At 30.1% G+C, this 25,051-nt stretch carries 28 protein-coding genes and 1 tRNA gene; 5 read left to right on the top strand and 24 right to left on the bottom strand.

From position 1 onward, the window contains the following. The first annotated feature begins 35 nt into the window (after nucleotides 1–35). The 5 genes from fabG (at nucleotide 36) to LN42_RS00660 (ending at nucleotide 3,973) form a co-directional block, all read left to right on the top strand. The gene (gene fabG / locus LN42_RS00680) at nucleotides 36–785 is read left to right on the top strand and encodes a 3-oxoacyl-[acyl-carrier-protein] reductase (protein WP_014295619.1); all 750 of its coding nucleotides are present in this window, start codon (nucleotides 36–38) and stop codon (nucleotides 783–785) included. Continuing rightward, a complete protein-coding gene (locus tag LN42_RS00675) occupies nucleotides 785–1,717 on the top strand; it encodes a radical SAM protein (RefSeq protein ID WP_014295618.1) in 933 nt (310 codons plus the stop codon). Before fabG ends, LN42_RS00675 begins: the two co-directional genes overlap by 1 nt. A 1-nt stretch (nucleotide 1,718) precedes the next feature. Then, a complete protein-coding gene (locus LN42_RS00670) occupies nucleotides 1,719–3,368 on the top strand; it encodes a sigma-54-dependent Fis family transcriptional regulator (RefSeq protein WP_014295617.1) in 1,650 nt (549 codons plus the stop codon). Nucleotides 3,369–3,377: 9 nt separating this feature from the next. Beyond that, nucleotides 3,378–3,827, top strand: coding sequence for a flagellar export protein FliJ (gene fliJ / locus LN42_RS00665; protein WP_014295616.1), 450 nt, complete (start codon nucleotides 3,378–3,380; stop codon nucleotides 3,825–3,827). A 69-nt stretch (nucleotides 3,828–3,896) separates the two neighbouring features. Further along, a tRNA-Cys gene (locus LN42_RS00660) sits at nucleotides 3,897–3,973 on the top strand. Nucleotides 3,974–4,084: 111 nt separating this feature from the next. Here the strand turns inward: LN42_RS00660 and LN42_RS00655 are convergent. From LN42_RS00655 to LN42_RS00540, 24 genes are all read right to left on the bottom strand, one after another. Beyond that, complete coding sequence (locus LN42_RS00655) at nucleotides 4,085–4,630, bottom strand: hypothetical protein (RefSeq protein WP_075780094.1); 546 nt, start codon at nucleotides 4,628–4,630, stop codon at nucleotides 4,085–4,087. Beyond that, nucleotides 4,627–4,914: a hypothetical protein gene (locus LN42_RS00650; protein ID WP_075780093.1), complete on the bottom strand. Its 288-nt coding sequence runs from the start codon at nucleotides 4,912–4,914 to the stop codon at nucleotides 4,627–4,629. The genes LN42_RS00655 and LN42_RS00650 overlap by 4 nt, the downstream gene beginning before the upstream one ends. Further along, nucleotides 4,901–5,230 carry a phage holin, LLH family gene (locus LN42_RS00645; RefSeq protein ID WP_075780092.1) on the bottom strand — a complete coding sequence of 110 codons (330 nt, stop codon included), beginning with the start codon at nucleotides 5,228–5,230 and terminating at the stop codon, nucleotides 4,901–4,903. Before LN42_RS00645 ends, LN42_RS00650 begins: the two co-directional genes overlap by 14 nt. Nucleotides 5,231–5,385: 155 nt before the next feature. Beyond that, a complete protein-coding gene (locus LN42_RS00640) occupies nucleotides 5,386–5,871 on the bottom strand; it encodes a transglycosylase SLT domain-containing protein (protein ID WP_075780091.1) in 486 nt (161 codons plus the stop codon). A 4-nt stretch (nucleotides 5,872–5,875) separates the two neighbouring features. Further along, nucleotides 5,876–6,136 carry a hypothetical protein gene (locus LN42_RS00635; RefSeq protein ID WP_075780090.1) on the bottom strand — a complete coding sequence of 87 codons (261 nt, stop codon included), beginning with the start codon at nucleotides 6,134–6,136 and terminating at the stop codon, nucleotides 5,876–5,878. 5 nt (nucleotides 6,137–6,141) lie between these two features. Then, a complete protein-coding gene (locus LN42_RS00630; protein ID WP_232223940.1) occupies nucleotides 6,142–6,897 on the bottom strand; it encodes a metallophosphoesterase in 756 nt (251 codons plus the stop codon). A 56-nt stretch (nucleotides 6,898–6,953) separates the two neighbouring features. Then, a complete protein-coding gene (locus tag LN42_RS00625; RefSeq protein WP_075780088.1) occupies nucleotides 6,954–9,647 on the bottom strand; it encodes a hypothetical protein in 2,694 nt (897 codons plus the stop codon). Continuing rightward, on the bottom strand, nucleotides 9,647–9,976 hold the full coding sequence (locus LN42_RS00620; RefSeq protein WP_075780087.1) for a hypothetical protein: 330 nt from the start codon (nucleotides 9,974–9,976) through the stop codon (nucleotides 9,647–9,649). Before LN42_RS00620 ends, LN42_RS00625 begins: the two co-directional genes overlap by 1 nt. Further along, on the bottom strand, nucleotides 9,969–13,469 hold the full coding sequence (locus tag LN42_RS00615) for a hypothetical protein (protein ID WP_075780086.1): 3,501 nt from the start codon (nucleotides 13,467–13,469) through the stop codon (nucleotides 9,969–9,971). The genes LN42_RS00620 and LN42_RS00615 overlap by 8 nt, the downstream gene beginning before the upstream one ends. Nucleotides 13,470–13,710: 241 nt before the next feature. Further along, the gene (locus LN42_RS00610) at nucleotides 13,711–14,256 is read right to left on the bottom strand and encodes a hypothetical protein (RefSeq protein ID WP_075780085.1); all 546 of its coding nucleotides are present in this window, start codon (nucleotides 14,254–14,256) and stop codon (nucleotides 13,711–13,713) included. Between the two features lie 82 nt (nucleotides 14,257–14,338). Further along, nucleotides 14,339–15,712, bottom strand: coding sequence for a hypothetical protein (locus LN42_RS00605; protein WP_075780084.1), 1,374 nt, complete (start codon nucleotides 15,710–15,712; stop codon nucleotides 14,339–14,341). Nucleotides 15,713–15,714: 2 nt separating this feature from the next. Beyond that, nucleotides 15,715–16,524 carry a hypothetical protein gene (locus LN42_RS00600; protein ID WP_075780083.1) on the bottom strand — a complete coding sequence of 270 codons (810 nt, stop codon included), beginning with the start codon at nucleotides 16,522–16,524 and terminating at the stop codon, nucleotides 15,715–15,717. A gap of 34 nt (nucleotides 16,525–16,558) precedes the next feature. After that, nucleotides 16,559–16,813 (bottom strand): hypothetical protein, encoded by a 255-nt coding sequence (locus tag LN42_RS00595; RefSeq protein ID WP_075780082.1) that lies wholly within the window; start codon nucleotides 16,811–16,813, stop codon nucleotides 16,559–16,561. A gap of 12 nt (nucleotides 16,814–16,825) precedes the next feature. Continuing rightward, nucleotides 16,826–17,398, bottom strand: coding sequence for a hypothetical protein (locus LN42_RS00590; protein WP_075780081.1), 573 nt, complete (start codon nucleotides 17,396–17,398; stop codon nucleotides 16,826–16,828). Between the two features lie 4 nt (nucleotides 17,399–17,402). Continuing rightward, entirely contained in the window at nucleotides 17,403–17,813 is a 411-nt protein-coding gene (locus LN42_RS00585; RefSeq protein WP_075780080.1) for a hypothetical protein, read from the bottom strand. A 5-nt stretch (nucleotides 17,814–17,818) separates the two neighbouring features. Then, the gene (locus tag LN42_RS00580) at nucleotides 17,819–18,304 is read right to left on the bottom strand and encodes an HK97 gp10 family phage protein (RefSeq protein ID WP_075780079.1); all 486 of its coding nucleotides are present in this window, start codon (nucleotides 18,302–18,304) and stop codon (nucleotides 17,819–17,821) included. Then, nucleotides 18,301–18,636: a hypothetical protein gene (locus LN42_RS00575; protein WP_075780078.1), complete on the bottom strand. Its 336-nt coding sequence runs from the start codon at nucleotides 18,634–18,636 to the stop codon at nucleotides 18,301–18,303. Before LN42_RS00575 ends, LN42_RS00580 begins: the two co-directional genes overlap by 4 nt. A 4-nt stretch (nucleotides 18,637–18,640) precedes the next feature. Then, on the bottom strand, nucleotides 18,641–19,132 hold the full coding sequence (locus LN42_RS00570; RefSeq protein ID WP_075780077.1) for a head-tail connector protein: 492 nt from the start codon (nucleotides 19,130–19,132) through the stop codon (nucleotides 18,641–18,643). Further along, nucleotides 19,089–19,280, bottom strand: a complete 192-nt coding sequence (locus tag LN42_RS00565; RefSeq protein ID WP_075780076.1) for a hypothetical protein — start codon at nucleotides 19,278–19,280, stop codon at nucleotides 19,089–19,091. Before LN42_RS00565 ends, LN42_RS00570 begins: the two co-directional genes overlap by 44 nt. Before the next feature lie 57 nt (nucleotides 19,281–19,337). Further along, nucleotides 19,338–20,420 carry a phage major capsid protein gene (locus tag LN42_RS00560; RefSeq protein ID WP_075780075.1) on the bottom strand — a complete coding sequence of 361 codons (1,083 nt, stop codon included), beginning with the start codon at nucleotides 20,418–20,420 and terminating at the stop codon, nucleotides 19,338–19,340. Between the two features lie 3 nt (nucleotides 20,421–20,423). Then, entirely contained in the window at nucleotides 20,424–21,074 is a 651-nt protein-coding gene (locus LN42_RS00555; protein ID WP_075780074.1) for an HK97 family phage prohead protease, read from the bottom strand. A gap of 14 nt (nucleotides 21,075–21,088) precedes the next feature. Beyond that, nucleotides 21,089–23,035: a phage portal protein gene (locus LN42_RS00550; RefSeq protein ID WP_075780073.1), complete on the bottom strand. Its 1,947-nt coding sequence runs from the start codon at nucleotides 23,033–23,035 to the stop codon at nucleotides 21,089–21,091. A 9-nt stretch (nucleotides 23,036–23,044) separates the two neighbouring features. Further along, on the bottom strand, nucleotides 23,045–24,409 hold the full coding sequence (gene terL / locus LN42_RS00545) for a phage terminase large subunit (protein ID WP_075780072.1): 1,365 nt from the start codon (nucleotides 24,407–24,409) through the stop codon (nucleotides 23,045–23,047). Continuing rightward, on the bottom strand, nucleotides 24,366–24,827 hold the full coding sequence (locus LN42_RS00540) for a hypothetical protein (RefSeq protein ID WP_075780071.1): 462 nt from the start codon (nucleotides 24,825–24,827) through the stop codon (nucleotides 24,366–24,368). The genes terL and LN42_RS00540 overlap by 44 nt, the downstream gene beginning before the upstream one ends. Between the last annotated feature and the right edge of the window lie 224 nt (nucleotides 24,828–25,051).

Genomic DNA, 25,051 nt, shown 5'->3' with positions numbered 1-25,051 from the left:
TGATTTTTATTAAAAAGTTCAAAGGAGGAAAAAGAATGAAATTAGAAAATAAAATATGTGTAGTAACTGGTGCAAACAGAGGTATTGGCAAAAAAATAAGTGAAGTTTTTGTAAGTGAAGGAGCTACCGTTTTGGGGTTTGCAAGAAACCTGGATGCTTTGAAAAAAGTAGAAGAAGAATTAAATGAAAAAGGGCCTGGAAAGTTCATCGGATACAAAGTCGATGTTTCAAATAGTGATGAAATTAATAATACAGTTAAGACAATTGCTAAAGAATTTAAAAGAATTGATGTTCTTGTCAATAATGCAGGTGTAACTAAAGATATGTTGTTATTATTAATGAAGGAAGAAGATTTTGATTTTGTTATCAATGTAAACTTAAAAGGTGTATTTCTTGTTACCAAAGCGGTTGCAAAAGTTATGAGAAAACAAAAAGAAGGATCTATAATAAATATTTCCAGTGTTGTTGGGCTTGAAGGTAATATTGGACAAACCAATTATTCTGCAAGTAAAGCAGGAGTTATTGGAATGACAAAAACATGGGCAAAAGAATTGACAATGAAAGGAGAACAAATTAGAGTAAATGCTGTGGCTCCAGGATTTATCGAAACAGATATGACTAAAGAATTAAATGAAGACTTTAAAAAAGCTGCTCTTGAAAGAATATTATTAAAAAGAATGGGAAGCGCAGAAGAAGTCGCAAAAGTCGTTTTATTCCTTGCATCAGATGATTCATCATATATTACAGGACAGGTTATACGAGTTGATGGAGGTATTGCACTGTAATGGCATATGTTCCTTCTTACATAAAACTTTATGAATCAGGCGAATTACAAAAGAGACGAGATATTTTATATGAAAAACTTTTTTCATGTAATTTATGTCCAAAGCAATGTCAAATAAATCGACATAAGCATGTTGGTGTATGTGGTGTAAGTAATAAGATTAAAGTTTCTGAATTTGTACTTTACAAAGGAGAAGAACCTCCTTTGGTTGGAGATACTGGTGCAGGAGGCGTTTTCTTTAGTAATTGTGTAATGAAATGTGTTTATTGTCAGAATTTTAATTTTTCTCAAAAAGGCTTTGGTAAAGAATTTAACGTTGAAGAATTGGCGGAAAAATTTCTCTGGTTACAAAACGAAAAAAAGGTTAAAAATATAGATTTGGTTACCGCCACGCCCTATCTCCCGTTTATTTTTGACGCATTAATCATCGCTATTGAAAATGGATTAAATATTCCTTTATTATGGAACACTTCGTCTTATGAAACAGTTGAAACTTTAAAATTTTTAGACGGCGTTATAGATATTTACCTTGCAGATATTAGATATACAACTGAATATGCTGCTAATCGATATTCTAAAACTCCAGATTACTGGAAATTTGCACAAGATGCTGTAAAAGAAATGTATAGACAAGTTGGAAGTAATTATATCTTTGAAAATAACCTTTTAAAAAGAGGATTGATTATAAGAATACTTGTATTACCTAATAACATTGATGAGGCACAGGGGGCTCTTAAATTTGTTGCAAAACTGGATAAAAATATATTGGTTAGTTTGATGGATCAATATGTTCCTGTATATAAAACCAAAGAATACCCGGAAATAAATCGTATATTAAAATACTCAGAATATAACAAAGTTATTGATACAATGGTTGAATTGGATTTGGACGGATGGATTCAGGAACATAAATTGTTAGAGGGGGAATTGTGACATGACTAATGCAGAGATGATTATGAGTATTTTAGAAGATATTCAAGAAGCAGTTATTTTAATTAATGATAAAGAAGAAATTATATTTTTAAATAATTCTGCTGCTAAAATACTCAGTGTTCCAAAAGAAAAGGTATTACATACAAAGGTTACTGATAGTATAACTGATACAAGACTTCATATCGTTTTAAAAACTGGCATTCCAGAACTTGATAGAATACAGAATCTCGGTAAAAAGATTATTGTTACCTCAAGATTTCCAATAAGAGATGAAAATGGGGAAATCATTGGTGCTGCAGCAGTATTTAGAGATGTAACGAGTATTCAAAAATTAGCTGAAGAAGTTACAAATTTAAGGGAATTAGATTCTTTGTTACGAGCCATAATTGATTCTACATATGATGCAATTTCTGTTGCCGATGAAGAAGGTAGAATTGTAATGGTTAATAAAGCTTATACAAAAGTAACTGGTCTTTCAGCAAAAGAAGTTATTGGAAAATTGGCTACTTACGATATTGCTGAAGGGCAGGAAAGTATGCATATTAAATGTTCAAGAGAACAAAAACCTATATTAAATGTTAGAACTAAGCTTGCTACTAATAAGAAAGAAGTTATAATAAACGTTAATCCAATTTTTGTAAAAGGAGAATTTAAAGGTAGCGTTGGTGTTATTCATGATATTTCAGAAATTGAAAGATTATTGAGAGAATTAGAAGCAACTAAGAGATTATTAAAAAAGGAAGAAGCAAGATATACCTTTGAAGATATTGTTAGCGAATCAGAAATAATGAAAAATGTAGTTACTCAAGCTAAAAAGGCTGCAAATACAAAAGTTAATGTATTATTAAACGGAGAACCAGGCGTTGGCAAAGAAATATTAGCTCAAGCTATACATAATTTCAGCGAAAGAAGAAATTATTCATTTGTTGCAACTAATCTATTATTATATGATGAAAAGAAACAATTAGAAATATTTTTCGGAAATGAAAATAACTTTTTTGAAAAGGCACACAAGGGAACTTTGTTTATAGATAATACACATTTAATGGGTCCAGATGTTCAGGAATTATTTTTCGAATTTTTAAATACTGGAAAGGTTATTTTTAACGATAAAGAGATTAAATCTGATGTAAGAATTATATTTGCTACACCGGAAAATTTAAAAGAGCTTATGTCACTTGGAAAATTTTCAAGAAGATTATACTACAAAATCTCTGTAGTGACTATTGACGTACCTCCTCTTAGAGAAAGAAAAGAAGATATTCCAAAAATGGCAAAACAGATTTTGCATATTTTAAATCAAAAACATGAAAAAGTTGTTTATGGATTGTCAGAAGATGCCGTTAATATTTTAAAAAGTTATGATTGGCCTGGAAATATTAGAGAACTTGAAAATGTGCTTGATAGAGCTTTAATGAATATGACACAAACTGAAACCATGATAACCTCCATGCATCTACCAGAATTAAAAAATGAAGACCTTGAAAAGAAATTAGATGGCACTTTAAAAGAGTTACTCTCAGAATATGAAAAATATATTATAATAGAAACATTAAAAAGTTGTCAGGGAAATAAAACAGCTGCGGCTAAAAAATTGGGTTTAACCGTGAGAAATTTATATTATAAACTTGAAAAACTCGGAATAAAGTAGTTGATTTAAATGAGGTTTAGATTTAATCTTGAAAGACTTAAAAATTTAAGAGAAAGACTTGAAGAAGATGCAAAAAGAATATTCCTTGAAGCAACTGCCAATCGAATAAAGGCAGAAGAAGATTTGATTGCTATAAATGAAAAAATAAAAAATGAAAACGAAAAATTCATAAAAATGCTTTCAGAGAAAACTTTAACTATTCAAGAGGTAATACAATGGAGAAGTTATTTAGAAGCACTTGAAGAAGAAAAAATAAAATTAGGAGAAATTTACAGACAAAAAGTTGCACTTGAAGAAGAAAAAAGACAGATTTATTTAGAAAAAAGAAAAGATAGGATAATCCTCGAAAAACTGAAAGAAAGGAAATTTGAAGAATTTAAGGTTGAATTTCAAAGGGAAGAAAATAGAATGATGGACGAAATAGGAATTCAAATGTTTTATAGAAACAGAGAAAAATAAATTTAAGTAAATTTTATGTTTTCTTCTATATAACTTAATAATATTTGTGGTATAATTATTCACGGTTAAGGCAACGTAGCCAAGGGGTCTAAGGCGGCGGTCTGCAAAATCGCTATTCGTGGGTTCAAATCCCACCGTTGCCTCCATTCTATACCCTGCAACATGAGATTGTATGTCGAAGGTATAGGCCGATTTGAAAATCCCCCGAATTAACGGGGGATTTTGTTTTATATAAAGCCTTTTAGGCTTTTGTTACGCTAAAAAATCTTCTTCATCTTTTCACATTGAGTTAAGTCATCAGGTGTAACAAATTCTGGATCAGGTTCTATTATTATACCCGCGTCTTTAAACATTCTTGCGACAAGCTCACTACATATCATTTTTTTAGGATCACTGTATGGAAGTTGTTTTTCAAAGTATCTTTCCAAAGGTTCAAATCCCAAACTGAGAATTTCAGGAAGTCCATTAAGGATCAAAGATGCGAAGTCATACGGCATATTGAAGTATTTGGCCACATTTTTTCTTATTACTTTCCTTTTTTCTTCATCCATTTTTTCATGTCTGTATATATCGAATTTACTCAGAACTTCGAGAGGATACTTTACTAAATGCACACCATTGAACCATGCTGCAAGGACATATCCATTTCCTACATATAACTCTGAATGAATGTATTCATGTTTTTCGATTTTTGCTACGAAATCAGCAAAATCTTTCCCGAGAAATTTTTTTAAGAATGTGTAAGCTCCTGGAGCATTTTCTTTTTTCAGAAGTAATACATCTCCTGCTTTAAGTTCGATCATTTCTTAACACCTTCTTTTTTCAGTCTAAAAAACCACGACTTTTTATTATCAATATAATATTCCTCAATTATCATATATCCATCGTATTTCATGGCCAAATAAGTTAGTGCCTCGTCTTTGTTTTCTAAAGGTACAATTACATCTATTATTTCCTGATCCGACATATTCTGATATTCCTGCAGCACCTCCTGACGTTGTGGTTGATAAGGATAAACAAAAGCCAGGCTAACAGCTAAGACACTTGCTATTATAACTATCCATAATTTCCAATCACTTAAGTTCATTACTTTCATCTCCTTTCTCTAAATTCATATAAAAGACCATGCTTTCAATTATTGTGTCTATTATTCCATCAGAAACATTAATATGTAAATCTTTCAGCATGTTTTTAGCAACAGTTTTGGCATATTGTTTTTTTTGATTTCCATGTAAGTCTTCAATTTTTGATACTTGTTCTACGTATTCTACTGCATGTTTTATTACCTTCCTTATAGTTTTAACTTCGCTTTCTAGTTTTTTGGATTTCAATAACGAATTTACAAGGATATACACAATACCAACAGCTACATACACAATGGTTTTTAATAAAACTTCTTCCACAAATAACACCTCCTGAAAAGTTTTCTATAAAAGGACTACAGCCGCTAAAATTCGAAGATATTAGCGCTGTTTTTATGCTTTTATGATTGTTTATATATAAATAAAAAAATAACTCCCTTAGAGAGTGTTATGCGTTTTAAGGAAATATTATGTTATTATTGCATATCCTTAAATTTGTTTTTTGCATAATAATACCAGAAAAAAATATTAAAAATATAATCTTTTTTACTTTGCAAAACTGACTCATCGATAAAACGATTATCAGGTTCAGTTTTTTCTAACCATTTTTTTACATTACCAATTCCCCAGCTATATGCTAATAATGTTGCAATAATTGCAAACTCACCAAACCCTTTCGCTGAAAAATAATTGTATAAGTTCATCAAATATAAAGTTCCTATTTCTAAATTAATAAATGGCTCAAATAGATCATCATATGTATATTTCATATTATATTTTTTCTTAATATCCTCTAAAGCTATTTTTGATACTTGCATTAATCCTCTGGCATACCCACTATCTGCTTTTGTGTTTCCAGAACTTTCTGTCATAACTACTGCAAAAATTAGAAATTTATCAAAACTTAATTCATCAGCTACAAATTTACATATTTCAAATATTTTTTCTTTCGAAAGTTTCATACTTTCAACCTCCAAAAAACTTCCCAGCAAGAAATCCTATAATCCCTGTGCTCAACGAACTTCCAATTGCTGCAAGCAACCACTTACCAACTCTTCTTTCTAAAGCTTCATCTACTTTTTTCTTTATTAATCCATTGTGTAATTCTTCGCTCAACTTATCGAATTTTTTTGTCAAATTTTCTATATCTTCTTTTAATTGAAGTAATAAAATATTATGTTCTGTATTTTTAATCCTTAAATCTGAAATTTCTTTTTCATAATCCATTCTTATCACCTCATTACAACTTTAATATTTTTCTTATATCCATTGAAAAGTTTTATTTTTATCAATCCATTAGCTGTAGGTTGTAACATTTTTTGTCGAGCGTATTTCTCATCACTCCACGCTGGTATCGTTATATGGTACGTTTCTTTTTTACTTATAACTTTATTTCTACTATCATATTCATGAATTGCTAATTTCAATATGTCGGGCACATGAGTATGACCTGTTATATAAATATCTACTCCTGATATAAAACTATGAAAATATCTTTGTTGCCTCGAACTACGTTCTGGAAAACGCCCACCTGAAGCTCCATGATGACATGCAATTGAATAATGCGTCCTGTTTTTCATCCCCCTTCCTCTTTTTCCTTTTATAGCAACATCAATAATTAATACGTCATCTGAATATGGAATATTTACTTCCGTACAGATTAAAGATAAAGGATCTATTCCCACACGCCGCCATGTTCTACGTTCATGATTTCCTCCAACAACACCTAAAATTCTATTCTTGTATTTCTTGAATAATTTCCTTATTTTTACTATAGCTTCATGTGGATTTTGTTTTTGAGAATATATGTCACCAAGACTGTTTATTATTGCATTGTCTATTAGATCACCCATGAAAATTAATTTACTATCTCTTTCTTCTTCAATTACTTTTAATACCTGATCAAAAGAACTCATTTCTGATCCTAAATGAATATCTCCAATAGCTAAGATTTCAACAAAATCTTGTTCGAATTCATACTTTGCCACGTCCAAGATCCCACCTCCAAATACAAATAAAAAAGAAGCTCTAAAAAGAGCTCCCATCAGCTTATATTAAATTGTTTCCAGACTCCACCCATATATATGTATAAATTTGTTCCTTCACGTACAATTTGTCCTTCCTGAGGTTCACTAACAGCATTTCTTCCTTTATCCGGTAATACTATTGTTCCATCTTTTACCATTTCCTGTATAGATCTTGAACCTATCATTCCTAAAAGTTCATCTGTTAATTTGAATTTGTATAGATCAAATCCTTTTCGTAAATATATATCCCATTCTAAAGGATAATTTGTTTCATAGGTTCGATCTAAAAACGAAATAAACCCCTCTATTTCATCAAGCTGACCTGAAGGTATATCTAAATCTTTTAATAACATACCATTTGCTAGGAAATTTAATTTATTATTTTTATAAAATAAATACCATTTATTATCCCAAGAATATACAATTTCTGCAATGTAACGACCAACGTCCATTGTAATTTTACTTTCTAATTTTAAATCTGGTGGATAAAATTTGTTTGACCCATAATATATAACTTTTTGCGAATAAACATATTGAATATATTCTAATGCTGGAGTAGAACTATAAATATTAAAACCTAAATCATTTAAAGTTATTTGAACTGTTCCTTTATCAATAGCTATATATGGAGATGGTCTAGATGAAAATAATACATATTCCCCTTCCGTTAAATGTTGTCCAGTATCATCTTTATAATAATTGAAACCTCTGAATGCTCTATCTATACTACCACCATATAAAGAACCTAAAAATACCAAACTTTTTAAATTTATATAGCTATCTAAAAGTCCTCGACCATAATCTGCATATTCCTGTGTTCCCGGTGGAAAAGTTGAATATTCCCATGTCATATTTCCATTATCAAATTTATAAAAATCTGTTCCATTATTAGAATCAATTGTCTGATTAATTTTAGAACAATAAAAAGCCATTTCACCGTCTCCATCAGTAAAAACACCGCTTAATTCACAATCTGTTGTATAATCAATTATTCTTTCTATTTGGTGTGGATTAATAGTATGTTTTGTTAATGTGTTTGTATATGCATTATAGCTATAAGCATTACCAAATATATTAATTCCTAATGTTCCACCATTAATACCAAATACATCAGGCATTTTTGAAAAAGCCTCTGATGGAGTAAAAACAAAAGGCGCACCTATTTCATATTCTAAAACATTTTCATGTTGTAAAATTGTTTTTGTAGCTGCATCAATTAAAAATAAATGTATATACCATGTACTTCCTGGGGTTTCCTCAGATAGAATAATTCCAAAAATTTTTTTATTATCGTATAACTCTAATTGCTCAAATCGTTCAACTTTACATAATGCTTCATTTTTATAAGTTGTATAATCTTTAATTTTCTCCCAAATATTAAATTCATAACTGATAATTGCATCTTTTAAATTTGCATCTAATTGTGCATAAAAATTGGAACTTGAAGGATCATAATTAAATAATTGTGTTGTATCTTGTTCTAAAATATATTTTGCATATCCTTCAAGGAATTCTATTTTCTTTTCTACAACTTTGAAATTTTTTATTCCGCCAATATTATAAGATACAATATCTCCAACATTATATTCGTCAAATATTCTTCCATTTATTATTATTTTTTCTTTTCCGGATAGTAGATAATAATCTACCAATTTTCCAGCCCAAGATTTTTTTTGGATTAAATTATCCGTTATTTTTAGTTTTCTTTTTATAAAAATTGATATATCTTTTTCAGAGGTTATTCTTTCTTCATCATAAATTCTTCCATAAATTTTAAATTTAATTTTTCGTTTTTCACCTGTAGAATTATTTATTTTCAACTTTAATTTATTTCCATATTTAAGTGTTCCATCTGAATTGAAATTTGAATTATATATTGTTGCATCTAAAGTTATGCCAGAAGAATCTCCTTCTATTACTATATCCTCTATTTTATCAAGGTCTTTACAAATAGCTTCTAGATTTGCAAACCATTCTTCATTAGGAAGAGAATTCCCTTCTTCGTCTTTGCCATCGGGTAAACCTTCAGGTGGAACTTCACCTTCATATCCCCACACTGGAATTTTCGCTACCTGTTCTGTATATTTCTTACCTTCAATGATTATGTCATTATATTTTTCTTCTTTGGTTTCTATTTTTATTTTATCTTCCATTAAATCATCTGTTAAGATAAATGTATTTGAATAAGTATTTTGGGCAATCCCAAATTTTATAATCAATTTATCTTCTGAATCAACAAAATAATCAAAAGCAAGTGACTTTTGCAGCCGTTCAAGTATTTTCCCGTAGGTATCTTCTTGTTGAAATTGTATATAAGCAATATCAAAGTCTGTTAAGTTTACATCAAGTTCATAAGTAAAGTCAGCCCAAATTGAAGAAATAGAAGAAAATAACCAATTAAAAATATCTGAAACATTTATATCGTAAAAAGTTTTTAATTCATTTATGGGTTTATCCTTCCAAAAAAACATACCGCTTTTTAAATTATATCTTCTTAATCCTCTATCATAAAAATCTTTTTTGTTTGAAATATATCCTGTATAAATTTTATTGTTTTCATCATTATAAATTTCAACTTTATCTCCTATGCTAAACTCTTCACCGTCTAATGTCGTATCAATTTGTGCTTCTGATATGCTATTAAATGTTGTTTTTATATATCCATTTAGAATAAGCAAATCTTTTTTATTATTGTTAATATATATTTCCATCAAACCACCTCAATCAAGGTCAATGTGGTAGAATAAATATTTCCATTTATAATAGAAATTTTTTTGAAGTTTAAGCTTCCTTTCATTATGGCATTAAATTTTTCTTTGTTATCAAGTTCTACTTCAAATTTTGTTCCATTTCTTTTTAGACTTTCCAAATAGTCTTTTTCTTCTTCTGATAATATATCTAATTTTACGTTTATTTCCCTATAGTCCCCAAAGTGAGTATAATAATTTAAACCGGTGCGGGATGTATTTACCCGCTCAACCGGTACAAGTTTTATATCAAGTTCAGTTTCTTTAAAACTTTTATTTCCAATTTTAAGCATTTGCAAACACTCCTTTTTCCCTGAAGTATTCTAATAGTTTATCTCCGAGCTCTTTGAGTTGTCTGTCATCCTCGCTAATAATGAAGTTTCTTTCAAAAGAAATATGGTTATTTATAGTAACATTTTTTGATCCAGTAGCTGCAAATTCCTGACCCATAGTACTACCAGAATTTTCATATTCGTCTTGAGAAGGATTCATATATTCTCCCATTCTTTGAGTTATTGTTTTTCTTTTTTCCGTTCTTTCACTATCGCTTAAAAATCCACCTACAAAAGGTAGAGAATCTACCCATAATATTACTTGGTCAAATGCCCAAATTACAGCATTGATAGCCCATACAACTGGTAATAAAGCTAGTTTCAATGCTGAAAATATAGGCAATAGCACAACACCTAAAAGCTGCCCTAAAGAACCCAAAATTGAAAAAATAGGTTTAAGTATAGAATTAATTACAGGAGATAAAACTTTAAATATACCTCCAAAAACCTTACCAACAGCTATTCCAATTGATATAACAGAACCAAAAGCTGCAACAAATGAACTACCAACACTTATTAAGATAGATGAAATAGCTTCTCCAGCTGTCATAAAGCCATTCATTACAGCAACAAATGAACTTGATATTACTTCGCCAAGTGCCGGTAAATCTTGTGAAAAACTTGAAAAAACATCTTTAGCTGGTCCCGTAAGATCTTTAGTTGCCTCATTTGCAATAGTTTCTTTTAATTTATTAAAAGCATCATTGCTATTTTCAATATTCTTTTTCATTTCTTCAAATTCATCATTTAATGCATCTTGACTTTCAGCATATTTTTGCAATTGAGTTATAGCTGCATCAAATTCTGGATTTGCTATTTTTAATTTTTCTAACAGTCCATTTAGAAAACTACTAAACGATGTATAATCTTCTTGCATTTGACTTAGAACATCTTCAAAAACTTTCTTAAATGTACTATCTTTTCCATCAGAGTTTGAAATAATTATTGAAGCATCGCCTTTGACATTTTCAGTTGCTGTAGCATATCTTGGCAAACTCATATTATTTATAGCTCTTAATAACGGTAAATATCTTCTTACAGCTTCAGCTCTAATTACTGCTTCTCCTGGAGATATCCATGCAAGTATATTGTCACTTGTATCTGATCCAGGCCCTTTTACAATTCCGTTTCGATCAAGATATGCAATGTTTCCACCTGCAAATCTTGGAATGTGTCCTATCGCCATATATTGTTGTTCTGTTCCAGAAATATGAATTGCTGATGGATCTGCAACAAAAGTTGCCTTTTCTTTTATCGTTGGTGTATATTTAGTTTTAGTTGTATTTTCAGAATTGGATCCAAAAACCCAATTGTAAATCTTTTTTATCCAATCAGGTATTAATGCATTGATATTTATTTTAAATTCAAATATTCCATCTTTCATCCACTCATAAATTGCCTTGAATGTATTCCAAAATGTCCCTAATATTTTTAATTCTATATTCCAATAAGTTTTTAGTATGTCCTTCAACCAGTCTGGGAGCATATTTGCAAAATTACCTAATAAAGTACTTGTTATATTCCAGGTTGTTTCGAATTTTTTTACGAACCATTTTGTAATATCATTAATGAGGTTTGAGGTAATATTCCATGCTGTACTTATTTCTTTTACAAACCACTGAGATAAATTATTCCAAAAATTGCCTATTGTATTTAAGGATATATCCCAAACTGTTTTGAACTTCTCTTTATTAAAATTTTCTTTTATCCAATTCCAGAAATCCCCAGCGATATTTATTGTCCAATCCCAACCTTGTTTTAGTTTTTCTTTTAATTTTTCTATCATATTTCCGAATTTTTCCCCAGAATCTTTTAACCAATTCCAACCATCACCGGTTATTCCTATTATCCAGTCCCATCCACTTTTTAAAAAGTCACCTGTTGCTTGAACCCACTCTTCAATAGTTTTTGAATTTAAATAATCCCAAAATTTACCTGCTGTTTTAACTACCCACTCCCAACCATTTTTTAAATAATCTTTAATTGGATCCATATATTTTCCTAAAGCACTTTGTTCAATCCAATCCCAAAGTTCTCCACCAACATGAACAACCCATTTCCAACCATTTTTCAAAGTTTCACCTAATGTTTCTAATAAACTTCCTAATTTTGTATCTTTTATCCAATCCCAAAATTCACCTGTAACTCCTACAACCCAATCCCAGCCACTTTTTAATGTTTCACCCATTTTATCAAGAACATCAGATAAAGTTTTCCCTTTTATCCAATCCCAGAAATTTCCTGAGGTTATTACAATCCATTCCCAACCTTGTTTTAGAAAGTTTCCAATATCTTCAACTTTTTGTTTTAATGACGTTGTTCTGATCCATTTCCAAGCATCTCCGGATGTTTTTATAACAAAGAAGAGGCCTTCTTTTAATAATTTACTCATTGCATCAAAAAGAGGTTTTAGTTTATTATTCCAAAGGTCTTCTGTAAATGTTCTTATACCCCCCCAATCTTTTTTCCAGGCTACTCTAAGAACATATAATCCAGCAACTATACTTGCAGCAATTAATGTCCATGGTGAAAAGATTGCTGAAAATACGCCTGTAATTATATCTTTTCCAATTGCAAATGAATATACTAATAATTTCCAACTCTTTGTTATTAATGTCATTCCTAATGCAGTGCCTATAAATAATATAAAGCCTTTTCCAAGAAGATTTAGTTGATTCCAAGCTTTATTAGCATAATAGCCTATAGCTCCAATTACACTTCCTGTTTCACCAGCTTTATTTGCAAATTCAAACATTATGTCAGCAAGTTTATTTAAGAATGGTGTAAAATGCGAACCAATCACTTCTCCAACATCACCTATTGATGCTTTTAATTTATCTAATGCGCTACCGGTGGTGTTTTTTAATGTATCTTCTAAAGAACCAAATTGTTCAATTATCAAATCAATTGCTTCACCAGATTTAAGCTGTTCTTGAGTTAGATTTCGAAGTTGAGGAATGTACCTTCCTAAAACTCCAACTTGACCTTCCATTGTCTGGGCAAAGCCTCTCATTAAAGTATTTGCATCTACACCTAGCGCTTTACTCAAAAGTATACTGGCTTTTGTTGCATTTTCTATTTTATCTGAAGTTATACCTACAGATAATCCTACTGAAGCAAGATTTTCTACATACTCATTCCCAACCCCTATATTTTTTTGAAGTTCATTTCCTAAATTTTGAAGAGATCTGAATAATTCTTTGTTTCCATTTGCAAACTGATTCACAGCAAAGTTGAGTTTTAATGTTGCTTTCTCCTGTTCGGCCCATAATCCTATTCCATTTTTTATTGTTGCAATTACTCCCGCACCACCAAAAACAGTTAATAATGTTGTACCTACTTTATTAATTGTTTGTTCGAAAGTTTTTGTGCGTTCTTCCATTTTTCTTAAACCACTTATATAATTATTTGCATTTAAGGATACATTAAAAGCAACTTCACTTAATAAACTCATGCTCTTACATCCTTGTTTGAGTTGTTATTCATCTTTTTTATTTCATTTTCTTCCTTTAAAGCTTTCATTGTATGATAATAAAGATATCTTTGTTTTTCTTTGTAAGATAAATTTTCCCACCACTCGTAATCTTTCCCGAATGATTCACAAATTTGCATTATTTTAAAAGCTAAGGGAGTGTGTTCGACATTTTTCTGAAATTCAGACCATTCGAACCACTCCCTTATTTCACGTTCTTGCTCTAATTTGGCAAGTAATCCAAGTTTTTTATATCCTCTCCTATTTTTTGAAGTTGATAAGTTGAGAAGCCTAGATCTTCTATAAATTCCTTGAATTCTCCTATTTTATCTTTTCCGAATTCTTCTACAACATCAAATACAATCATTAACTGCAAGGCAAAAATGTTTTCCTGATATTTTTCCATTTTAGTTTTGTACTCTTCATCAGTATAATCATACACATTAGCCCATTTCCAATCAGGATCATTTTTTATTTCTTCTATTGAAACATTTGCTTGATCTGGCGTTTGTCCTTTAGAATTTAATAATACTCTTATTACTGGCGGTTTTGGTTGTGGATTTTCTTTCATATATTTTTTTATTAGCGGATGATCACCAATTGGTCTTATTTCTATTTTTATTAATTCTTCTTTTTGTTCTCCGTTTTCGTCAATATAACTTTTTTTAATTATTGAATATCCATGAGATGCAAAAATCCCTTTGCTTTTTTCTTTGTTTTTAGCTAAATCCTTTATTCTTAAAATCTTAATTTCTTTGTTTTTACTCATTATTCTACCTCCTCTATTTTTGTTATTTCAATTAATGCTACTGTAGCTTTCCCTGTTTTAATATCACGCCTTATACAAAAGGCTAATCGTATAAGTCACTAGCCCTAATTTGAATATTTTCTGCTCTATTCAAATAATTTTTCGATTTCTGTTCAATTTCACATGGTGAAATGTATTCTTGTTCTCCGGAATTAAGATTTGTAACTATTAATCTGAATTTTTTATCTCTATATTTTTTAATGAAATTTTCATAATTCTCTATTAAATCTTTATTTAAAGTTACTGTGTAATCTTTGTATTTTACAATTCGTTTTTTAGTATTATCTGGATATTTTGCTTCAACAACTTCTTCATTTTCTGTAATACTTAGTTCTGTAAAATTAGTTATAGTTTCTTGCGTTCCAGAAGGTTCTAAGAGTGTTATTTCAGCAACTCCAAGAACATTATTTTCATGATTATATTCCACTTCTATAATTGCACCAACTTTAGGCGCAGTATTAAATGTGATAGACGTTGTTGTTTTAGTTACATTCGAAACTTCTTTACCACTTACTTTTACAATGTAACTAGTAGAATTTGCAGTTTTGGATAAATTGAAAGTTTTAGTTGCACCATCGCCAATAAATTTATCTTTATCAAATTGAGACAATAAAAAATAATTATGCCCATTTGTAAGGACATTTAGCATATTTGTTTCTTCAACCTCTTCCACGACAGGTGTCACGAGTTGGTAGATTATTTCGTATAGTCCATCTGGAATTGTATTTCCATTTATATCAGTTTCATATATATTTGTTCCACTAATCGTTGCAAAATAAATAAATCCATTATCTTTATTAATCAAAATAGCCGTTCCAGTTCCATTTGTAGAAGGTGCATTAAATGTTGTTGCTTTTGTTACTGTTTCTCTCCTCCACCTTCTCAGCGTCTTCCCGTCTCCGAGGTATTCGTCGAAAACTCCGTTGTATCCGAATAATTCAGTATCTAATTTGATTTTTTCATCAAGTGGGTTTGAAAATTCTAATTCTGAATTAGTATAATCTCCTTCCACAAGCATAATATTGTATATTGTTTGAACTGTCGAAGAAGCAAAACCAAACCATATTATACCACTTTCGTCAGTTGTAAATTTATATTTGTATTTTTGTATTGGAGTGGTTAAATTCAAAGTTGCCGTATTACCATTTCCAGGGTGTTTATAACCAAATCTTATATAAAATATTAATCTTGATATATCGCTTGAAAATATAAATGTATATGTTGTATTTGGTTTTAATTTTTGTTTCCAAAATATGCCTTGATATTGATTATATGAATTTCGTTGCCCGGTAAAAAACAATGTGGTTTCATTTTCAATAATCACTGTATTTATTCCAGCCCACCAATTTAATGTCGATATTCGTTCCATTGTTAAAGCATTAAATAAATTCTTTCCTCGATTAAGTAATTCAATCATAATCACTCACCCCATTTCCAACCGAGGGTTGCAACGCTATTTACGTAAGGTAATAATTCCGCCAACCAATCATTTCCTGTTTGTTCTCTACCATCAATTGCTGCTATATTACTTGATGTTACCAAATCTTCCCATTTTGCTACTGCATTTTGAAAATATGCTTTTATTCCAGAAGGCAATGCTCCCATTTCAGTTAAATCAACAAACATAACCTTGTCAATGTATGCATAACTACCATCTTCATTATAAATAGAAAATATTATTCTATTATAATCATATGGGGGATTATTCCAATCTGAATAATCGAATGAAAAAGAATCATATATTTTATCAAATTTTGTGCTTAAATAATGATGTCTGTAACCTGCATTATTTATCCTAACTGATACTACAGCAGTTAAAGTATCAGAACTTTTTGCTCCATAAAAAGATAAAAAATATTTATGATTTTCTTTTGGATGCCCTTTTAAAAAAAAAGCTATCGTTCCATAATAAAAACTTGTATTTCCATTAGAACATATTTGTTTTTGAGCTTTCCCGCCTAATGGAGAATCAACAATCTCATTGATATTATAGGAAGCATATAAATCAGTCCACCCATCACCTATCCCATTTCCATCTGAATCCACTTCAAAATCCCCATATTTCCCTAGCAAATTGACAATTGTGTATGGCTGAAGTTTTATGTCCTTTATTTCTGTTCTCCCTTTATACGTTCTATCTATATTAGCAATATTATTTACGATTTGAATATTTTTTTCAATCAATTCTTCGACTTTTAAATCGACATATCGTTTGTTCCAGAGTCGCATAAAGACACCTCCTATAAAAAAAAGAAAAGCGGCATTATTCTGCCGCTTCTTCAAGATTTTGTGTTTCTTCAGTTGCTTTTTCAAACGTTTTTTCTATAACCGGTTCGTATTCTCCTGTAATAGCATTTTCAGCAATACATTTTATTTCGATTATTTGATTCTTTTTTACACCATCGTTCGTTACTGTAAAAGTTTCTGCTTGAATTGAAGGTTTAACATCTTTGAATTCAAACAAAAGATTACCTTTTACATCTAGGATTTTTACATTAAATTTTTGATTTAAAATCATTATCTCACCTCACTATTTTAATGCAAGTGTATCATTTGCAGCACTCCAAACTTTTACAGTAAATGAAAACTTACCTCTTCCATCACCTGATTTAAACGATGATGAAATTATTTCAACTTGTGGAAAATCAAGACCAAACTTTTTTGTTCCATCAGAATGTCCAAATAATACAATCATTCCAAGCATATTTATATCAGAAGGAATGCTTATAGTAGTCAATGATTTATCACTTTTTCTTATTGATACTGTTCCTGAATTTGTTGAAACAAGAGAACTTCCAGCTGCATCTTTGAATTCCTGAAACCATTTTTTTAATTCATAATTATTTGAAGAAACTTGATCATCGACTACGTCAACTTCAAAAGTAACTTCTGGTATATCTACTGAATCTTCGCCATATTCAAATCCTTGAATAGCTCCTCTGTCTTTAAATTCCTTTACCTCTGCCTTCACTTGTGGTTCTTTCAACTCTGGTAATTCACCAAAATACTTCACTTCTATAGTTTTAGCTGTTTCGCTTCCATCATAAAACTGTACTTGAATATATCCTGAACCATTAGGTTTTGTTGTATAAGACAATGGCATATTTTTATACCTCCTTTATGTATAATTTATAAAATACACTCAATGACTTCACATAATGATTACTCTTTAATACACCTATATCAACAATTTCAACATTAGTAACTCTTAAATTATCGATTATTTCACCAGTTTGATTTACAAAATCTTTTATTGGTATATATGCATTTCTTAACCTATCAAGAAACTTAGCTACTATTTCATCCACATTATTTTTTGAATAAATATTTATTGTTGCATAATCACTAATAATTGCAAAATTAGGATCATCTAAAGTTTTAGACGAAGTCCTTATTTCTACAAACTCATCTTGAAAACTAACTTGTTGTTCATCTATATACATTTTTAATGTAGGGTCTATGTTATAAAAATAATCTCTCAAAGAATAAATGATGTTTAAATAATAATCACCTTTCATTTAGATCACCTAAATTCTTTTTTAAAGGAATTTATTAACTCTTCTCTAATTATAGATTTAGCTTTTTGACTCCATTCTTGTAATGTATCTCTTATGAATCCTTCAGTTTTCGTTTTTTTAGGTGTGTAAAAATATAAAACCATATTATCTTCTTTTTGTAATATTCCACTTGCGAAAAGGTACTTCAAAGAATTTCTTCTTTTTTCAGGATTTTCGCTCAACGGATGTCCTTTTATTCCGTATTCTAAGTAAATTAAATATTCTGTATCATTACTTATTCTATAACCGTATCCATTATCCACTGGATTAATATCCCATTTTCTTCTTGCCGTTCCAGTATCTATTGGTGTCTTTTTTACCAGATCTCTAAATATACCAAATGCAATTTTTTTAATTATTTTTTTTGCAACATCAGGCGAAATTGCTTCTAATCTTTTCAATGCTTTATTCAACTTATCTAAATTATGCTGAATTTCAACTTCTTTACTCATTTTTTCTCTACTCCCAATATTTTAAGATTTTGCTTGGTATTTAAATATAAAATTTGATATTCTTCTCCATCAATTACTACAATGTCTTCGGTGTTTATATCAATATCTTTTAATATCACCTTTTTACTCTCAATAGTTAATTTGTTATTAGAATGTTCAATCTCATTTTTTGAAAAACTTCCTATGTAAGCATATACATTTTGTTCTGAATAATTTCGAATAATTTTTCTTGTAATAGGATCTTGTGAAACTGATATTTGAGATCTAATTGTTATAGGATATTTGGGTAATCTATCAAAAAAATACATATTAACTATCTTATTATCAAACATAAAATCACATCCTAATAACTTTATACATATCTAAAATTTCAAATACATCATTTGGAATATCAAAATTAATATTCATTCCTTCAAAACTTTGACTTTTAATTCCTTCCGGTTTGTTATATAAATACTCACAATACCTCATAACTGCAAATTTAAGATCATCTGGTATAGAAGAATAACCACCAGTATATTTAACATCAAGATATCCCGTAAATTTAGTGTCCAAATAAATAGTCCCTTTAGATTCAATTCTGAATATATCATAATTTGTATCATATAAATCTTTAGCTTCAATAACATTTTCAAGGGGTGTTTCTTTTACTAAACCAACTCCATCTGAAAAATATACCGTTTCGGTAAATTCACCATATTCGAATTTTCTTTTACAGTATTTTTTTACTTTAACATCTACAGCATTTAAAATTTGATTTAATCTTGTATCCTCATTTGTGTCTTCAATTCTTAGATACGTCTTCAGTTCCGTTAGACTTATCAGCATTGTTTTCACCTTCTATTACTTCAACATATCTTTTACCTAATGCTTTAACTACATTTTCTGGTAAATTTGCAATATCACCTTTTTCAAATCTCTTCCCATGAAAAAAAGCATTTAATACTTTCACCTTAACAATTTTAGTTTTTGCCATTTTTATTTCCTCCTTTCAAAAATAATAAAGGGGCATTATGCCCCCAATTATTAATTATTAAGATGCTGCAGTCTTTAATATTGCAAATGCATTTGGCATTGCTACTCCTAAAGCTACTCTTTCAGTTACTTTTAAAGCTAACATATCCTGTTCAAATAAGTTTGTTGTTCCAATGGAAGCCTGATCAGCCAATTTAACTGAAATCTGTCTTTTATCTCCAAGATAAAGATAATTTATATCTCCAAAAATTACAAATGCTTTATCTACAGCTGTATCTGCCAGTGCTGGCATTGCATCGACAGTAATTACTGGATATCCCCAGATTGTTTTTGATGTTGGATCAAAAATGTAATTTCCGTTTCCATCTTTTAGAGTTTTTATCTTTGTTAATATTGTTCTATGCATTATAAATACACTATTCTTCTCAATTTTTGAAGGTACAGCTCCTATCAAATTCAATAAATCATCTGTTGTAATATCATTAAATGAGGTTTTTGTTGAAGGCATTGTTACCACATTTGTTCCTGTTTCATTTAAAATTCCTGTGAATACCGTTCCATCACCTACAAAACCTTGAACATCTTCCGCTTCAGCTATTGCCTCACCAAAAATCTTAGATAAAATATTTGTTATTTCTACAGCACTATCTTCCAACAATTCAGAAGTTACAGGTACTATTAACCCAGCTTTTTTAGCAGTTAGTGTAAATTTACCAAATGTTGGTTCTCCAGTAGAAATAGATGCACCTTCTCCAACCCATGTAACACTTGGTTTTGATGTAAGTTTTGGAAGACTTAGCGTATCTCTTTTCATTGGTAAAGTTGTAGCATATTTCCTTACATATCCGAAGTCGCCAGCAATATCTAAAACGGTATTTTTAAATTCTTCTGGAACTAAATAACCTCCTGCAGTATCTGTTCCTTCTGACAATGCTTTAGCGGCAATAGGGTCATTAGTAATTATAGCTTTGAAAAATTTCCCTATATCTTTCTTTTCTCCTTCGCTCATATTATCTTCAATATTTTTCATTTTTGATTTAATAAGCAATTTTTCTATTTCTTCTTTTGTGTATTCTTTAACTGAACTTATAACTTCATTTTTAAACTCACCCAACATAGTTTTTAATTCTTCTCTATCCATCTTTTAAACCTCCTCTTTCCATATTTTTATTAAATCTTTCAAAAGTTTTTTTCTTTCATCTTCCTCTTTTTGCTTTTCAATGTAATCTTCTAAATTTTTAATTCTTTCTTCTAATTCAAGAAGTTTATCTTCTTTCTTTTCCTCGTTTGAATCCATTTTTTTCTCACCTTCTTTGTTTTTATTATCTTTATTCATAAGACTTTTATATGTGAGTATTAAAGCTTCTTGATTTGCCGGAACAGTGACCGCACTTATTTCTAAAAGTTCGCTTTTCTTGTAGGTATATCCACCAAACTCATTAGGTTGATATTCCTTTGGAATAAAACCAACAGAAAAGGCATTCAAAATACCTTCTTTATAAAGTTCGAAAACTATATCAGCTAGTTCATACGTACCTTTTTTAGGAAATTGTGCTTTAAAATAAAGCTTTCCATCAACAACTTTCAATTCAGCAACTTTGGCTATAGCAGGTTGTGAATAATTATGCCCCCATGGAATAACAGGATTTTTTAAAAAATTATCGAATTCCCATCCGTTTTGTTCTACTATATCTCCATATCTATCAACTGTTTCTGTACTTGCTACAGCCCAAAATGAACGTTCAATCTCGTTTACCTCTTTTATTTGGATAGGTAGATCTTTCTCTATTTTCACAATGTAATCACCTCCTACAATACTGGTATAACTGTACAACGACAATTAATAATGTTTCCTGGACTTCCTGCAGGGTCCAAAGGATACATTAAATGCTCTCCGCCAACTATAAACGGTTCATTAACGTTAACTATTTGCCCATCTGCATTTTCATGTTCCGTTCGAACCCTTTCATCCCTAGCCGTTAACCACTCTTTTTTTTCTATTCCGTTTTCCAGCAAAGTCAAATGATGTGAGTTATTTACTGCTCCATATATTTCGGTTCTGGCAATAGTTGCTGCCCTCTGACGTTTGGCCAAACTCATTACATCTTCAACTCTTTTAGCTAACTTTTTCTCACCTTCTCCCTTTAAAAATCCTTCAACTAATGTTTGTTTTAACTGTTTATAAGTAGTTTCATTTACTTTTTGAGCGAATTTTTGACTTCTTTTTTCAAGAAGTTCTTCCACAATATCCATATGATCGCTCAAGCTTATAAAAAGATTAAATTGTTCCATATAATTTTCTGATGCAGATACAACAACGTCTTCCATCTTCTTTTCATAAAAATCCATCCATATCCATTGTTCATCATCATATAAAAAACTTAAAATTTCATCTGCATATCTTTCAGCTAATATTTCATTCATATCTTTAAAACTTTTCTTGTTTTTTAATAGCTCTATTATCTTTTTTTCTTGTTTTGAGAACCTATTAATAATCCATCCTTTAAAAAAATTCTCACTTCTCTCTTGTTTCTGAACAAATTTTTCCCAGTATTTATCTCTATCAAAATTCAAATTTTTCTTCTCAGCTGAAAAAATCACAGGGGTTGTTGGTTCATCTCCCCATTTAACAGGTTTTAATCCAAGTTCATTTCTAACTTCGTTTATTGTCATAATATTTCCCCTAGTGTATTGAGTATGTTTATATACTAAAAATTCTTCGTCTTTTGGAATTACACTGTCAAAACCAAATGTTAAATTATCTCCAAAATGAGGTAAATAATATTTATTCAATGCTTCTTTTATAAGAGTTAGCTTAGGTGTAATTGTATTTTTAGCAAAAGTATAATCATTTACATATGCTGTAGCTTTATTAACTTCCTCTGAAATCCCTAATTTCGATAACGGAACACCGAACACGGCAGCAATTTCTGTTCTGGTAAAACGCCTTAATTCTAAAAATTCCATATCTTTATGAGATATCTGAATAGGTTTAAAATCAATACCTTCTTCAAGTAAAACAACTTTATGTGCATTCTTTAATCCTTTATACATTTGATCAATTTGTAGTTTCAATCTTTGAAATTGTTCATCTGATAACCTATGTTCTGATTTAATAACTCCTGAAGGTGCTGCAGCATTATAGAAAAAATTCCTATTCCATTCCGCTGAATAAAGATCAGTATCTCCAGCAATAGCCGCAGCTTTCAAAGGAGATAATCCTCTATATGGATTAGCCGGATTAGGATATTTAAAAAACACAACATCTTCCAGTTCCAATCTAATTTTCTTACTTCCATATTCCCAATATTCAGGAATTCCTGCATCCATCCTCAAAGTCATTTTAGTTGGGTTTAAAATAGAAATTCCTATTATTTTATTTCTAAAATCTTTTATTAATAACCAACACGCCTCACCAATAAGTTCTAAATGTTGCGAAGTTAAAAGAAATAATTCTGTTCTTGTAGTATATGGATTAGGATTATTAAAAAATTTTAAGGCTTCATGATCCTCTATTTCATTTCTTTCTTTGTTTTTAACCTCATATAATCTCCAATTAGCAGCTGCAATTGTCTGAGAAATAACTCTTATAGCAGAATAAATCCAGGATACCTGTTCCATAGCGTGTAAATAATCTTCACCTTTTCTTTCTGGTGGAATATTAGGAATATTAAAATCAGAAATAAACGAAGGTGTTTTAGGTTGTAATTTTTTTTCAGTTTTCTTTTTCTTTTTAAAAAATTTGTCAAAAATCATTGTTTCACCTCACAATGTTCTTATACTTGGGGATTGATTATCTAAAAATTCCATAATGTAAGAAACAGCATCTACTATGTCATCATGTTTTCCATTGGGAAAACTTATTAATTGTTCTTCTAATAAAGGTAGTTGGTTTAAATGTCTTAAAATATATATTTTCCCATTTTCAAAATGTGGTGTGATTTTTAGAGCTCTTGTAACTTTATCCGAGACAGGTTTAAAATCTTTTACAGGAATATATGTTGTGGATTTGAGATACTGAAATAATGCTGCCTGATATTGTACAGTTTCAATCCCTATCTGAATTGGCTTCCATTTGTCATAATAGTATTGGATCATTTCTATCTGTTTTGGGAATTCAATATGATCAGCATAAAGATCTATGATATAAATATTTTTTTCAGAATCTAATCCAAAAGTCAAAATAACAAAAAAATCAGCTGTATCTTTTTTAGATACAGCTAAGTCTATAGTTTGATATATTCGAATATTCTTAGGATAATTATCCGTATATTTAAACCAGTTTCTCTTAAAAATATTTCCTTCAAGAGCAGTTGGTTTTTGTTGATATAACGCTAACCATTCAAATGTTCCAATATCTTTTTTTATTTTCATCAATTCTTTTAAAGAATATCTTTCTGGCCAAAGCGGTTCTCCTTCTTTTCTTCCTATTGCATCATTTTTTTCAGCTACAGCTGGTAATTCTATAATTTCCCATTCATCTTTTTGTTCTTTAAGTAACCTACCAACTAAATCATCTTCATGCCATCTTGTTAAAACTAAAATAATGGAAGCATCAGGATAAGCACGAGTTCTAAATGTCGATCTATACCACTCCCATATTTTATTTCTTATCGTTTCTGAATTAGCCTCTTCTCTGTTTTTTATTGGATCATCTATGATTCCAACATGAAAACCTCTACCTGTTATAGGACCCCCAACACCAGCTGCCATTAATCCACCACGAGTATTTTCAATTCCCCAGTGTTGTACTGCTTGTGTTCTTTTATCTAAACTTACACCGAATAATTTTTCATGTCTTCTCAACGTTTCTCTTGCAATTCTTGAAAAATCATATGCAAGTTCCGCACTATATGCAGTAATGATTATTTCTTTATCTGGATATTTGCCTAAAAACCATGCAGGGAATTTCTTTGATATTAATTCAGATTTCCCATGTCTTGGTGGCATAAACACCATTAATTTTTTTATCTTTCCTTCAGCAACTTCTTCTAATTTTCTAGCCAAAAATTTTAAATGTTTCCCATCTTTCCAATATCCAGAGCCATCGTATCTGAGAAACTCATAAAAGTTATTTTTAAAATACTTACTTAAAATCTTTTCTTTCCTGATGTAATATTTTTTGCGCAATTTTATTCACCGCCTCTGGCGATAACATTTCCGGATCTATTTCTATTAATTCTGTATTATTGTTTTCATTTTTTGTTATTTCTGTAGGTTGCCCTTGCAATAATTGAATCTTATCAATCAATGTGGCCATACCTACTATTAAATCTTTATAACTAGTCCTTTCAGCTTTCTCCTTTAATAAATCTAAACCATAAAAGATTTGATCCCAAGCTTTGTTTATAAATTCTTCTTTTTTAAGTGTGCGTATGTGGGTAATATCTTCTTTGTTTTTTTCTTTCCACCACTTTTGAAGTGTTTTTCTTGATATTTTTAACTTTTTCGATACTTTAGTCCAGTTAGGATTTCCAGTTTGATGATTTATATTATTCTCTAACATTACTAATGCTTTCATTTTATCTTTGTCTGTATATTTAGTCATCTTACCTCACCTCTCTCATCTCCTTTTTGAAGTGTAAAAGCAGGGGCGCCCGTCAAACCCCTGCACTTGAAGCGACCTCCTCTCTATTCTGGAATTATGCCAATCGGTATTATACTGGTTGGCATACTAATTTAAATTAGTATAATTGTAATTAGTAATAAAAAATCCGGCATATAAAATGCCGGAAAAGTGCCGGAAGCTGCCGGATTAATGCCGGAGTGCCG

It is taken from the genome of Marinitoga sp. 1137 (genome assembly GCF_001941525.1).
In the GTDB taxonomy this organism is placed as follows: domain Bacteria; phylum Thermotogota; class Thermotogae; order Petrotogales; family Petrotogaceae; genus Marinitoga; species Marinitoga piezophila.
The sequence above is the reverse complement of the archived record's forward strand: the minus strand, read 5'-3'. Positions and strand labels throughout refer to the sequence as shown.

Coding starts and splice junctions, on each gene's coding strand:
- LN42_RS00580 (WP_075780079.1), bottom strand. CDS start 18,304: ATGAGTAAAGAAGTTGAAATTCAGCATAATTTAGATAAGTTGAATAAA.
- LN42_RS00675 (WP_014295618.1), top strand. CDS start 785: ATGGCATATGTTCCTTCTTACATAAAACTTTATGAATCAGGCGAATTA.
- LN42_RS00635 (WP_075780090.1), bottom strand. CDS start 6,136: ATGGATTATGAAAAAGAAATTTCAGATTTAAGGATTAAAAATACAGAA.
- LN42_RS00590 (WP_075780081.1), bottom strand. CDS start 17,398: ATGCCATTGTCTTATACAACAAAACCTAATGGTTCAGGATATATTCAA.
- LN42_RS00650 (WP_075780093.1), bottom strand. CDS start 4,914: ATGAACTTAAGTGATTGGAAATTATGGATAGTTATAATAGCAAGTGTC.
- LN42_RS00655 (WP_075780094.1), bottom strand. CDS start 4,630: ATGATCGAACTTAAAGCAGGAGATGTATTACTTCTGAAAAAAGAAAAT.
- LN42_RS00570 (WP_075780077.1), bottom strand. CDS start 19,132: ATGCTGATAAGTCTAACGGAACTGAAGACGTATCTAAGAATTGAAGAC.
- LN42_RS00550 (WP_075780073.1), bottom strand. CDS start 23,035: ATGATTTTTGACAAATTTTTTAAAAAGAAAAAGAAAACTGAAAAAAAA.
- LN42_RS00620 (WP_075780087.1), bottom strand. CDS start 9,976: ATGCTTAAAATTGGAAATAAAAGTTTTAAAGAAACTGAACTTGATATA.
- LN42_RS00605 (WP_075780084.1), bottom strand. CDS start 15,712: ATGATTGAATTACTTAATCGAGGAAAGAATTTATTTAATGCTTTAACA.
- LN42_RS00600 (WP_075780083.1), bottom strand. CDS start 16,524: ATGCGACTCTGGAACAAACGATATGTCGATTTAAAAGTCGAAGAATTG.
- LN42_RS00640 (WP_075780091.1), bottom strand. CDS start 5,871: ATGAAACTTTCGAAAGAAAAAATATTTGAAATATGTAAATTTGTAGCT.
- LN42_RS00540 (WP_075780071.1), bottom strand. CDS start 24,827: ATGACTAAATATACAGACAAAGATAAAATGAAAGCATTAGTAATGTTA.
- LN42_RS00560 (WP_075780075.1), bottom strand. CDS start 20,420: ATGGATAGAGAAGAATTAAAAACTATGTTGGGTGAGTTTAAAAATGAA.
- LN42_RS00565 (WP_075780076.1), bottom strand. CDS start 19,280: ATGGCAAAAACTAAAATTGTTAAGGTGAAAGTATTAAATGCTTTTTTT.
- fliJ (WP_014295616.1), top strand. CDS start 3,378: ATGAGGTTTAGATTTAATCTTGAAAGACTTAAAAATTTAAGAGAAAGA.
- fabG (WP_014295619.1), top strand. CDS start 36: ATGAAATTAGAAAATAAAATATGTGTAGTAACTGGTGCAAACAGAGGT.
- LN42_RS00625 (WP_075780088.1), bottom strand. CDS start 9,647: ATGGAAATATATATTAACAATAATAAAAAAGATTTGCTTATTCTAAAT.
- LN42_RS00670 (WP_014295617.1), top strand. CDS start 1,719: ATGACTAATGCAGAGATGATTATGAGTATTTTAGAAGATATTCAAGAA.
- LN42_RS00585 (WP_075780080.1), bottom strand. CDS start 17,813: ATGAAAGGTGATTATTATTTAAACATCATTTATTCTTTGAGAGATTAT.
- LN42_RS00615 (WP_075780086.1), bottom strand. CDS start 13,469: ATGAGTTTATTAAGTGAAGTTGCTTTTAATGTATCCTTAAATGCAAAT.
- LN42_RS00610 (WP_075780085.1), bottom strand. CDS start 14,256: ATGAGTAAAAACAAAGAAATTAAGATTTTAAGAATAAAGGATTTAGCT.
- LN42_RS00575 (WP_075780078.1), bottom strand. CDS start 18,636: ATGTTTGATAATAAGATAGTTAATATGTATTTTTTTGATAGATTACCC.
- LN42_RS00595 (WP_075780082.1), bottom strand. CDS start 16,813: ATGATTTTAAATCAAAAATTTAATGTAAAAATCCTAGATGTAAAAGGT.